This is a genomic window from Marinomonas primoryensis, assembly GCF_013372285.1.
Lineage (GTDB): Bacteria > Pseudomonadota > Gammaproteobacteria > Pseudomonadales > Marinomonadaceae > Marinomonas > Marinomonas primoryensis.
On sequence record NZ_CP054301.1, the window covers coordinates 3,329,098 to 3,341,442 of the forward strand.

10 protein-coding genes and 1 pseudogene are annotated in these 12,345 nt (G+C 36.0%); 2 read left to right on the top strand and 9 right to left on the bottom strand.

The window, feature by feature from the left end:
- Nucleotides 1–58 precede the first annotated feature (58 nt).
- From MP3633_RS15505 to MP3633_RS15515, 3 genes are all read right to left on the bottom strand, one after another.
- Nucleotides 59–997 carry an ABC transporter substrate-binding protein gene (locus MP3633_RS15505; protein ID WP_244959686.1) on the bottom strand — a complete coding sequence of 313 codons (939 nt, stop codon included), beginning with the start codon at nt 995–997 and terminating at the stop codon, nt 59–61.
- A gap of 296 nt (nt 998–1,293) precedes the next feature.
- Nucleotides 1,294–2,466, bottom strand: a complete 1,173-nt coding sequence (locus MP3633_RS15510) for a hypothetical protein (RefSeq protein ID WP_176336198.1) — start codon at nt 2,464–2,466, stop codon at nt 1,294–1,296.
- Between the two features lie 428 nt (nt 2,467–2,894).
- Nucleotides 2,895–3,842, bottom strand: coding sequence for an IS30 family transposase (locus MP3633_RS15515; RefSeq protein ID WP_176336199.1), 948 nt, complete (start codon nt 3,840–3,842; stop codon nt 2,895–2,897).
- A 544-nt stretch (nt 3,843–4,386) separates the two neighbouring features.
- Between MP3633_RS15515 and MP3633_RS15520 the strand changes: the two genes are divergently transcribed.
- Together MP3633_RS15520 and MP3633_RS15525 are read left to right on the top strand one after the other, a co-directional pair.
- Complete coding sequence (locus MP3633_RS15520; RefSeq protein WP_176336200.1) at nt 4,387–5,352, top strand: alpha/beta hydrolase; 966 nt, start codon at nt 4,387–4,389, stop codon at nt 5,350–5,352.
- A 151-nt stretch (nt 5,353–5,503) separates the two neighbouring features.
- Nucleotides 5,504–6,667: pseudogene (locus MP3633_RS15525) on the top strand (IS3 family transposase).
- Between the two features lie 161 nt (nt 6,668–6,828).
- Here MP3633_RS15525 and can read toward each other — a convergent pair.
- The 6 genes from can to accB are packed head-to-tail and all read right to left on the bottom strand — an operon-like array spanning nt 6,829 to nt 12,329.
- On the bottom strand, nt 6,829–7,455 hold the full coding sequence (can, locus tag MP3633_RS15530; RefSeq protein WP_176336201.1) for a carbonate dehydratase: 627 nt from the start codon (nt 7,453–7,455) through the stop codon (nt 6,829–6,831).
- A 52-nt stretch (nt 7,456–7,507) separates the two neighbouring features.
- A complete protein-coding gene (locus MP3633_RS15535; RefSeq protein ID WP_176336202.1) occupies nt 7,508–8,818 on the bottom strand; it encodes a TRAP transporter large permease in 1,311 nt (436 codons plus the stop codon).
- A 1-nt stretch (nt 8,819) separates the two neighbouring features.
- Nucleotides 8,820–9,326, bottom strand: a complete 507-nt coding sequence (locus MP3633_RS15540) for a TRAP transporter small permease (protein WP_176336203.1) — start codon at nt 9,324–9,326, stop codon at nt 8,820–8,822.
- A gap of 57 nt (nt 9,327–9,383) precedes the next feature.
- A complete protein-coding gene (gene dctP, locus MP3633_RS15545; protein ID WP_244959688.1) occupies nt 9,384–10,466 on the bottom strand; it encodes a TRAP transporter substrate-binding protein DctP in 1,083 nt (360 codons plus the stop codon).
- Nucleotides 10,405–11,757 carry an acetyl-CoA carboxylase biotin carboxylase subunit gene (accC, locus tag MP3633_RS15550; protein WP_176336205.1) on the bottom strand — a complete coding sequence of 451 codons (1,353 nt, stop codon included), beginning with the start codon at nt 11,755–11,757 and terminating at the stop codon, nt 10,405–10,407. The genes dctP and accC overlap by 62 nt, the downstream gene beginning before the upstream one ends.
- A gap of 53 nt (nt 11,758–11,810) precedes the next feature.
- Nucleotides 11,811–12,329 (bottom strand): acetyl-CoA carboxylase biotin carboxyl carrier protein, encoded by a 519-nt coding sequence (accB, locus tag MP3633_RS15555; protein ID WP_176336206.1) that lies wholly within the window; start codon nt 12,327–12,329, stop codon nt 11,811–11,813.
- Nucleotides 12,330–12,345: the final 16 nt, after the last annotated feature.

Here is a 12,345-nt window from a genome sequence, read left to right on the forward strand (position 1 = left end):
AGACAGGACAAGAAGGATCCATTTAAACGTGCTACTGCTGTGTAACCCCATAAATGCTCTAGTGATCTACTGGAGATAGTTGATAAATTTGGTACAACTGATCCAGAATATTCTCAGCCCCTAGAATTCCGCCAGACAATAACCAAGCCACATTATCCACTTCATACACTTGCTTGTGCTTCGGTGCATCAAGCATTTTCCACAATGGATGAGATCGCCAAGCACGATAATTTTGTCTGACAGCAGGATCATTGGAATGCAAAATAATAAAGAAGACATCTGCATTCACACTAGGCAACGCTTCTTTTGTTTTAAGTTTGATCCCCCAACCTCCTTCATTGGGCAGCGGAAACTTAAAGCCTATTTCTTTCAACACCACACCAGGAAAACTTTGATTCAAATACAGACGTAAATGATCCGTACGAATATTTAAAATTGCCGCCGTCAAGGGCCAGTTCGCTTCTCGCTTTTTGATTCCGTTACGAAAATTTGTAATGCGCTGCTGAAAGTCATCCCAAATCTGTTTCCCTTTCTCTTTCTTGTTTAATGCTTCTGCCGTTAGATCCAAAATGCTTTTAAAGTCATACACATTCTCTGCCATCACAGTAGGCGCAATCTGTGATAATTGGCGATAGATTTTTTTATGCCGTGATTTGGTTGCAATAATCAAATCCGGCTTTAACGCCACAATAGCTTCTAGATTAGGCTGCGTTTCCAACCCAACATGAGCAACCCCCTTTAGAGCATCTCGTAAATATTCATAAGTTGGCTGCTGTGCCCAAGAATCCACCACACCAACAGGTGTAATCCCTAACGCCACCACCGAATCTGTCGCACTTTGAAATAAAGTCACAACACGTATTGGATACCTACTCTTATCCCGACCCTGATCTACCGTTGGTTCGCTAGCAACGGCGGCTTGAATCAACAAAAAAAGCAGCATCAAAGCTAACAAAACGATAGGTAACCATTTTAATCGACCGATCGACATACTCATCAACACCCTTAAATCTACAACGTATCTTTGTACATTAAATAATAGTATTGGAATTATACACAATAATGATTCTCATTTTATATTTAAAATCGATCTCATTTCTGAAAGTTACTTCAGGAAGAGATAAGATGCATCCTAAAGCCAATCGATACGAATCGCCTCGACAAAGAGAACGCAATGAATACAGTTGATCTACAAAGAAGATAGCTTGGAACGCTTATGAAATGAATTTGCGTCGTGAAAATTAGACCTTATTAGCGCTGATGAGCCGATTCCACCACACTAATGACACTGCGCTATAGACTCTCTTTTACACCCTGTTTGGCTCGCGTTATCAGGTCAGACGGTTTTATTTGCCAGACTAATTTGAAGCCTTTTGCACCCAGATAAAGAAACAATACGGGGATCAACACGGTATTAAAGGCAAACAACGCCAGCAAGGTGAGAAAGTCGTTTACCAAGCCATTCAGCGTTTCCACGTAATGGCTTATCTTGTCTTTAAAATGACCAAGACCAAAAGCACTTTGTTTAATAGATGAGAAAAAGCTTTGGTCTTCTACTGTAAGATTATCTAGGTCATCGATGGATTGTTGTAAGGCACCGATCTTGTTTTGCGAGGCCTTGATCTGTTGTTCAGTACGTTGGCGTTCACTCATTAAAAGACTTTGCTGCGTTCGCAAGTTCGCTAGCGTTTCATCGTTATTAAACAGAATATCCAAGGTAGACAAGGTTTCTTTACGCGCTGACATTTCACGATTGAGAGAATCACTTTGAATGGTCAAATCCACCAAGCGCGCATCATAGCCCGACAATGTTTGCTGCTGTTCATTCTGTTTGATTTGTAACGTCTGTTTGTCTATATCAAGGGATTGTTTGAGATCGGCGGCAACGCCTAATCCCGTTGTCACCTCGTTCATCTCGTCAGAGTGCACTTGGATCTTATCCATGGTTTGCGTCTTTTCATCATTCAAAAACGACGCATCAACCAACGCAGACAACAAAACCACCAGCACCAATAAAAACTTTGCACCTACTGCGGTGACAAAGATTTTATAAGCCACTTCGGTAAAGCGACTTCTCACCCAATACAAGTAACCAAATAACAAACCAGACAGAGTCACAAAGGCTTTGAAATACACAGTAGAAATAATTTTAAGCAGAATACTTTGGAAAATAAGCGACGACACCGCGATCTTCATTACATCAGAAAAATCTTCAATCATGTCGTTAAAAGGGTCTAGTAACTCACCGATAGTAACCGAACTGACAAAAACACTGATTTGAATACTTTGTAATACAGACACCGTCGCATTGAACAGTTTGGCCAAGCCAAATGCGCTTAACGCCTGCACCAAAGACGAAGAAACATAGTCAGACGCTTTGGCATCCAATAAGCCCCACCAAGAAAAGACAATCGCCAACACAATGGCAACGTAATAACCGTTAATTTTGCTTAGTCGCTTAATCACTTTTCGTCCTCATCTTTCGCACACTCATTTATACCAGCTAACAAGATTGGATAGCGAATAAAGACTAAAACAGGCTGAGAAGAAAAAGAGCAGACATTAAGGGTATATGAGGCAGTTTTGAAGATAAATGGTGCGCCCGAGAGGATTCGAACCTCCGGCCTTCGCCTCCGGAGGGAACTGCACAAGTATTCTTAATGCACCATTAATCCACATAAAACCTTATAAATCAATAAAATAATAGAAGTTTAGGTATTTAAAAAATGTGGATTAAAGTTCTTTTATGTGTCTATCTTGGTCACAATATGAAAACAGCTTAAATACAAAAATGCTCCTTTAAATTAAAGTTTTAGTAGGCCTATTTCCCGCCAAATTTTGAGTGGTTATGTAGTTTGGCCCGAATTCAAGTCCGAAGTGCGACACTTTTTATTTCAAGCAACTAAGCACATTTCTTTAAAAACCATCGCTGGTTGCTTGAACCCTAGACACTTTTTTGGACGATAGTTTATTCGTCTCATCGCGAAGTGTATTCTCTCTTCTGTAACATCTCTTAAATCAGTGCCTTTGGGTACATACTGCCTTAGAAGGCCGTTGCTATTTTCATTAGCGCCACGCTCCCAAGAGCTATATGGATGAGCAAAATATACTTGCGTATATAATGCTTCAGCTATCTCAGTATGATAGGCAAACTCTCGGCCATTATCGGCTGTGATCGTGTGTACATGATCTTTAAAAGGCATCAATAACTCTATAGTCGCTTGAGTCACATCTTTAGCTGATTTCGAATCCACTTTCTTTATGAGGTAAAAGCGCGTCTTTCTTTCTAACAAGGTGACGATAGAACCTGTTCCATGTTTGCCTAAAACAGTGTCTATTTCCCAATCACCAAAACGCTTTTTTGTCTCTACAATGGCTGGGAGCTCATCAATAGAGGCTTTGTTTTTAATCACTTCTGCTTTCGTTCGCTGGCCTTTCCTGTAGCGTTTTTTTCGTTGTCTCAAATGGCGATAAAGCATCCCTTTGTTTCTTTTGTCATCATGGATATATTGATAAATCCATTCATGACTAACAGGAACGCCACAGTTTTTGAGTGCGTTAGAGATTTGCTCAGGACTCCAGTCGATTTCAATTAAAATACGAATGAAATCAATCGTCTTTGATGATATGCGATATTTAGCTGATGTTTTTCGCCGTATTAAACAAGCTCTTTGAGCTTTGTCAGGGCAATATTCTGTTACTTTTTTATTCCGCTTTAGCTCACGATAAATCGTCGCTCTATGACAATTCAGTGTTCGTGCAATATTTGCCACTGATATTTCTTGTCCTAAAAGAGCGGAAATCTGGTATCTTTTGCCTTCGGTCAACTGCTGATAATTCATGTTGGTACTGCTTCATTCTGTGGTAAGAAAAATCATACCAACTTCAGCAGTTGGCCTCCTCTACACCTCTACACCTCTACACCTCTACACCTCTAATTGCAGTGTCGCACTTATTATCTGAATTTAGGGGTTTATAGGTTAATGTCGGAAGGAATTTGGCTATATTTGCAAAACCAATCGATAAAGGAATAGCTTAAAACATAGCCTCATCGTTGGTTGAATCGCCTATGAAGGCAGTTTTCTCAAGCGGTCTTCCCAGACTTAAAACGTGATTATCTCATGGCAGGGGCTTACTCGTATGTTCCACTAGAATACTAAAAAAGTATCTCTGGTATTGATAGGTTAAGTTTTGGCTTTAAAGTGTAAAATAAGTTTGTCAGATTAAGGTATTATGACAAGATTTATATAAGGAAAAATATGATCAAATCGATCGGGACTTTTAATCTCTTCAAACATACCAGTCTCGACTTGATTATTTTTTAAAAACGGTACAGTCTAAAAACTGATTAAATAAATCTGAAAATATATGTTATAGGTATTTGATATGGAACAATTAGACGCTCAAGTGAGCAATTTTATTGAGTTGACAATGAGTTATTATACAACTCGCTCAATGGCTAATATTCACCTGACGCGGCAATGCTATCGTGATATGAGCTTAGCCTTATCGACACCTGTACCTGATTCCATAGTGATTAAAAATGATAGAATAATAGGTCAAGATGATAATTCTATCCCTATACGGCACTATCTACCTAAACACCTATCTATCCATGAAAATCTGCAAGTAGTTTACTTTCATGGTGGTGGTTTTATAGTTGGTGACTTAGATACCCATGATGATGTGTGCGCAGGAATAGCTGATACTTGTGGAATCAACTTAGTATCAGTAGATTACCGTCTGGCGCCAGAACACCAGTACCCTTGTGATATTAAAGATTGTTTATCTTTAGTAGACGGTTTATTAGCCCAAGGTAAATTCATTATTTTAGTTGGTGATAGTGCTGGTGCTAATTTAGCGGCATGTGTAGCAAACGCTCGTTCAAATTATACAGAGACACAGCTACTAGGGCAGATTCTAATTTATCCAGTTTTAGCTCATAACGAATTAACACAATCAATGAATGAACATGCCAATGCACCTTTATTAACCAAAGAACATATGACATTTTATCATGCCAGCAGAGTAGGTGGTGATACCTTAAACATTCCTGAAAAAGACCCTTTATACTGCCCATTACAAGCGTCATCATTTAATGCATTACCAGAAAGTTATTTATTTCCAGCACAAATAGATCCTTTATATGATGATTGTAAGTTATATGCTCAGGCATTAAAAAATGCAGGTGTCAAAGTTGAGAATTACTCTGAAATAGGTATTGGTCTGGTACATGGTTATTTGAGAGCTCGTCATATTAGCGATAAAGCAGCATTCAATTTTAAAAAAATATGCGAAACTGTATCAACCATTGGTAGGGAACATGCGATCAAGTCGAGCTGCGCGCCTTAACATTCTGAAAAGCCCAATGGCAGTCCGTAATATGGCTAGTTTATCACTTTCTACCACTAAACAAGATAATTGAACCTTGTTTAATGGTCTAATGATTCTAGAAAGTCCTATAGCCTATAATTCACTAAAATATAGGAAGTAGATCATGACCATGACAACCCGAAAAACACGACTAAATTACACGTCCAAACAAAAATGTGAACACGCTAGATTGATGGTGGAAGAGCACTATTCTAACCAGCAGATTATGGACATATCCGGAGCGGGAGCAACAGCCGTCGCTCGTTGGAAAAAGCAGTATTTAGATGAACAACTCGGCGAGTTTACTCAAAACAAGATCCCTTTAGACGCAGATAAACGGCTAATAGAAGAACTTAAAAAAGAGTTGGCAGAATCAAGGGAGGATGTACGGCTATTAAAAAAAGCAACCGCCTTGTTCATACGCGACAATCCAAATTTAAAGTGATTCGACAATTGATCAAGGCAGAGCCCCTGATAGCCATTCAGAGGTTATGTCGATTATTTGAGCTCCCCGTGTCTAGTTATTACTATGAGCCTGTGGTTCGCTCAGAAGATGAGGAAATCAAGCAGAGAATGGTGGAGATATTTGAAGCGTCTTTTTATTCTTATGAAAAGCGACGCTTGGTCATCGACTTGAAAAAAGCATCGTTTAAAATTGGTGTGTTTAAAACGGCTAGATTAATGAAAACATGGGGATTAGTCGCGAAAAGGCCGAAGAAACCACATTACTATGTAATGGGTAATGGGTAAAGAACAACCCACGACACCACATTTATTAAAAAGAGCGTTCAACCCGACGGACCTCAATACTCGTTGGGTAGGTGACATTACCTATATACGATCGCACCAAGGTTGGAGTTATTTAGCGACGGTGATGGATCTCGCTAATCGTGAAATAGTCGGTTACGCAATGTCGAAAACACCGGATGCCAAACTGGCTAAAAAAGCACTAACGAATGCGATTGCAAAGCATCAGCCGAACACTAAGGGGTTAATGTTTCATTCAGATCAAGGTGTGCAATATAACGCCAAGTTATTTAAAGAAACGCTCCACGGTCATAAAATGATTCAAAGTATGAGTCGACGAGGTAATTGTTGGGATAATGCCGTTCAAGAACGTTTTTTCCGCAACCTAAAAACGGAATATCTGAATGATCAGACTTTTATTAATCACCAATCGGTGGTCGCTGCCGTCGAACGGTATATTGGGTTCTATAACTACAAGCGATTGAACTCTGCGATTGATTATTTAACACCGGCTCAGAAACGACAAGAATTACTAAAAGTGGCTTAGAGACCCTACAGGATTACTTGACCATTACAATCAGACACCTTTATCAAAACGAATAACTCTCTACCTTTCAAGTTGAATTGTCAGACCAAGTCAAAATTAATACCCTACATTCTCCTTAAATATCCTAAAATTTTTGTCACAGTCAAGACTCTAATAAACACTCAAATAGTTTGTAGGTTATTAATTTGATTTATATTTGAAACAGTAAAATTAAGATCTTTAATTTTCCCATCATTTAAACCATAGATCCACCCATGAACAGATAGGTTCTGATTACGTTCCCAAGCAGTACGAATAATTTTCGTTTTACATAAATTATGAACTTGCATTTTTACATTAAGCTCACAAATATAATCAATTTTTTCCTTATTATTAAAATGTTGAATCGTATTTTCATAACGCATATATAAATCACGTACAGATTGCAACCAATAGTCAACAATACCATTTTCCGTTTGATTAATCGCAGCTTCAATGCCACCACATCCATAATGACCAACTACCATTATATGTTTTACTTTTAATACATCTACTCCATATTGAAGCACTGAAAGTAAATTCATATCTGTATGGTACAAAATATTAGCAACATTTCTATGTACAAAAACTTCTCCAGGAGCTAAGGACATAATTTCATTTGCTGGAACACGACTATCAGAACAACCAATCCAAAGATATTCAGGACTTTGTTGCTTTGATAAGCTAGTGAAAAAAGTAGGATCTTCTTTAATTTTATTTTCAGACCAAAGAAAATTATTATTGAATATATCATTAATACAAGGTGACATAATAAATATTAAGTAATTTAATTAAAAACCACCATCCTTCATAATTTATAATTTATAAATAACTAGGCAACCAAGTTATTATTTCAGGGAAAATAGAAAAGATGCACATAGCTAATATAAAAATGCCCACAACAGGCCACGCACTCTTGTATATATCAGAAATAAGAATATTTGGCGCAGCACCTTTGAGTGAAAACAAAGTATAACCAAACGGAGGTGTTAAGCTTCCAACAGTCAAGTTTATTAAAAAAATAGTCCAGAACCAAATAGGATCAAAATCGAATTGTTTAACTATTGGTTCGTAAAGAGGAATAGCTAATAATAAGAAAGCAAACTGATCTATAAACATGCATAAAAAGAATGGTATAGCCATTAAAACTAAAAACATGATCCAATCATTGATGGACAAGTCAGATACAAAATTGATGAGGCCTGACGTTGCTCCAGAGAAGGATAATAACTGACTGAATAATTTAGAGCTTGCAACGATTATGATAATCATAATGCTAATTTTAGAAGACGATTTTAGCGATTGCCAAATCATTGAAACCGAACATGATCGATAAATAGCTGAAGTTATGATAGCACCGACAACCCCACTTGCAGCTGCTTCTGAAGGCGTTGCTACCCCAAGAAGTATAAGGCCCATTACAGATAATATAACTATAAGAAATGGTGACACTTTAATAATTTCGTATAATTTCTCTTTAAATGTATATTTGATTTCTACGTTTTCACTCTTTGGAACTAGATCCTTATTATTTCTTATCTTATAAAAAATATATAAACAAAGTACCAATGCCAAAATAACTCCTGGAATTATCCCTGCTATTAGTAAAGCAGAAATTGAAGTATCGCGAACAAGAGAACCAATAACTATCACAAAAAGACTTGGTGGTATTATAGGAGCAAGAGATGCACCACCAAGAATAGTAAAATTCGTCAATTTTATATTATAGCCTAGCTTTTCCATTTGCGGCAAAATTGATCGGCCAAGCATAGCAGCTACTGCAGCTGCAGACCCAGATAACGCACCAAAAATAGTGGATAAGCCAACTACTAAATAATACATTCTTCCTTTAATATTTCCAATCCACTTATCTAGAGCCTTTGATAATACATCGACCGATCCTGACCTAAATAATATCTCTCCCATCAAAACAAAAAGTGGTATTGTTACAAATGTTTCTGATGTAAGCGTTTCATATATACTATTACTGAACATTCCAAAACCGCGTGTTCCTAACGTAATTAATACACCTGAAATATTTGCGATAAGAAAAGCAATAAAAATAGGAATCCCAGTTGCCATCAGAACAAATATAAATAAAAAAGAAATCAGCAATATTGAATACCATTCCATTTCATACACTCCTTAGATTAGATTTAATATTATAAGCTCTTTTAATAAAAAGTAATAAAAAATGACAGGACGTCAATAATAAAGAAAAAGGTATAAATATAAAAACCCACCATTTTGGAATTGAAAATGCTCCTAGCGTTCTTATTTCTGTATCAAAAAGCCTAACAAGCTCTAAAAAAGTAATATGAAAAGTATAAATTATTATAAAAAATGAAATCGCGTACAATATTAATTGTATATAATTTCCAACTTTTTCAGAAGAAAAATCCAAAATAACTGAAATTGAAATATGTTCATTATTTTTAGTAACTTCAGGCATAGTTAACATTAAAGATGCACAAAATAAATAAGTTATTGTATCTGGCCCCCAAGAAGTAGGAGAAACAAAAAAATACCTCATCACGATTTCTGTACAAAAAACTATTACTATACCCCCTAACATCAATGAACCAATATTAAAAGAAAGATCCGAAATTAAATCTATCGTTTTTTTTATTTTTATATACATAAAAAACCTATAAAAAGAAAGTAGACTGTATTTTCAAAATACAGTCTACTAATTAATTTAATATGTCATACTTTCTGAAAGTGCTTTTTTTCTAAGCTCTCTAACAGAATCACCACTTAATTCTTCACCAACCTCCCATACACCTTGAGCCCAAAGTCTATCTAGTTCAGACGCTTCTTTATCACTAAATGACTCTATAGACATGCCATTTTTCAATAAAAAAGCCTCTTCCTTTACTTGCAATTCATCGAAATGTTGTACCGAATCAATTTCAAGTTGTTTTCCCGCTTCGATGAGAATATTTTGGGTATCTTTACTTAGTTCATTCCAACGATCTAAGTTCATAAAAATCATTAGACCCACCTGCCCAAATACAGGAGCAGTCATGTAATCTATAACCTCATGCCATTGTAAATCGCTAGCTCCAGTCAAACCCCATGCAGCACCATCAATCACACCACGTTGTAGAGCAGTATAAATTTCACTAACGGGCATATTTACCGGTGAACCGCCAAGATTTTTAATCATAGAGTGATATGAAACAGTTCCTCGGATACGGCGTCCTTCTAAACCAGGCTCACCTGTTATTTTATCTCTTAAATAAAAGCGAAAACCTTTGGTTCCTGTAGAAGGTGCAGCGATTAATTTCAACCCTAATTTCTGATACTGGTTATCAATATAATCAATAATTCCTTTTTCGCGTCGCTTAATAGGATCAACATCAATAGCATCAAGAGTTAAACCGACAGCTGTAGTACCTGAATGATATGCAGGATGAGTAAATAGGAAATCAAACACTCCTATTTGAACAGGTTGTAGCTGTTCAAAAGCTGGGACAACATCAGGACCTTTAATATTGAAGGTTATTTTTCCATCAGATTTTTCTTTAACTAAATCTATAAAATCAGGGACAATTTCACTATGCCAAGCGAAATTTGGTGCGTAACTTGATAGCATACTAAATTCTTTTGCATGCAGTGTTGAAATAGTTCCAAATTGAATTAATGAAGCAACACTTAAAAATAAAATTTTATTAGATGTTTTTTTTAATATATTCATTATATTTACCTCTGTATTATTATTTTTGTAGAAAGTTTGAAACAAATCCAGTATTAAAATCTCCTGATTTAAATTTTTCATGTGAAATTAATTTAAATTGGAACTGAGCTGTTGTAATCACTCCTGAAATTTCAGTTTCCTCAAGCGCCCGCTTCATTCGAGTTATCGCTTCTTCACGATCTCTACCCCAACATATTATCTTTCCAATCATAGAGTCATAAAAAGGAGATATTACATATCCATTTTCTAAATGACTATCCATTCGAACACCAAAGCCGTTAGCAGGTCTGAAGTTAACAACTTTAGAGGGACAAGGCATGAAATTATTATCTGGATCCTCTGCATTCAAACGGCACTCAATAGCATGTCCATTAATTACAACATCACATTGTTTTATTTTTAAAGTTTGATCATCTGCAATTTTAATCTGCTCTTTTATAATATCTATGCCAGTTATCATCTCCGTTACTGGGTGCTCTACTTGAACTCGAGTATTCATCTCTATAAAATAGAATTTCTTCTCATTATTATCAAAGACATATTCAACTGTTCCTACATTTTTATATCCAACTTCTTTGCAAAGTCTAATTGCTGAATCACAAATCTCTTTACGTTGGATCTCATTAAGTGCTGGAGAAGGAGCTTCTTCAACTAATTTTTGATTACGTCTCTGAGCAGTACAGTCTCTTTCACCTAAATGGATACTATTATTTCCATCAGATATAATCTGAACCTCTATATGCCGAATATCTGTTAGATATTTTTCGATATATACTGATGAGTCACCAAAAGCAACTTTCGCTTCTGACATAATTTCGTTAAGATCTTTTTCTAAAGTATCACTTGATTTTACGACCCTCATACCTCTTCCACCGCCACCAGCAGAAGCTTTAATAAGTAATGGGAAACCTACAGATCCAGCAATTTCAAATGCTTTTGTTTTATCTTTTACAGCTCCATCTGATCCTGGAATAGTTGGAACTCCAGCTTTAGTCGCTATTTTACGAGCCTCAATTTTATCACCCATTTGAGCGATAATATTGGAAGATGGTCCGATAAAAATAATATTATTATCTTCACATTTTTTAGCAAAACTGGCTTTTTCAGACAAAAAACCATAGCCTGGATGTATAGCATCTACTTTAAATGATAAAGCGGCACTAATAATTGAATTTTCGTTTTGATAGCTCTGCTGAGCTGGTGAAGGCCCAATGCACAACACTTCATCAGCTAGTTTCACTGGTAATGAATCTTTATCAGCTTCTGAATATACAACAACACTTTTCACACCGAGTTCTTTACAAGCTCGGACAATTCTCAAAGCAATTTCCCCACGATTAGCAATCAAAATACTTTTTATATTGTTGAGCATCACAACCTCCTAAAGCACATATTAATGAAAAATTCATACCAATAATTAAACTTCTAATCTTTAATTATAAGCATTAGTGGTTGACCAAATTCGACAGCTTGATTGTCTTCTACATAAATTTCTTTTACAGTTCCATTTACCTTTGCTTCTAAATTATTCATCAATTTCATAACTTCAATAATACAAAGTACACTATCAGGTTTCACGGCCTGACCGACTTCAACAAAAGCAGGAGTGTCAGGACTGGAGGACTTATAAAAAGTACCTACCATTGGAGCTTTAATTATTACTTCATTTTCTTTTATTTCTTCTTTTTTATTTATTACTTCTTTACTTGAGGGTTCTTTTTTAGAAATTGAAACTGCGTCGTCAATAAAAATTTCATTAGAGGGTTTTTTTTCTGGAACAACGTGAGAGCTTTCTAAATTCAATCTACCTTTAACCTCTTCATTTCTACTAATAAAAAGCTCAAGCCCTTGATAGTTTAATGAGAACTCTTTGATATCATTATTTTCATTAACCCATTCAGTCAAGATTTTAATATCATTTAATGTAATTTCTATGTTTTTCATTTTAATTTCCTTTTTA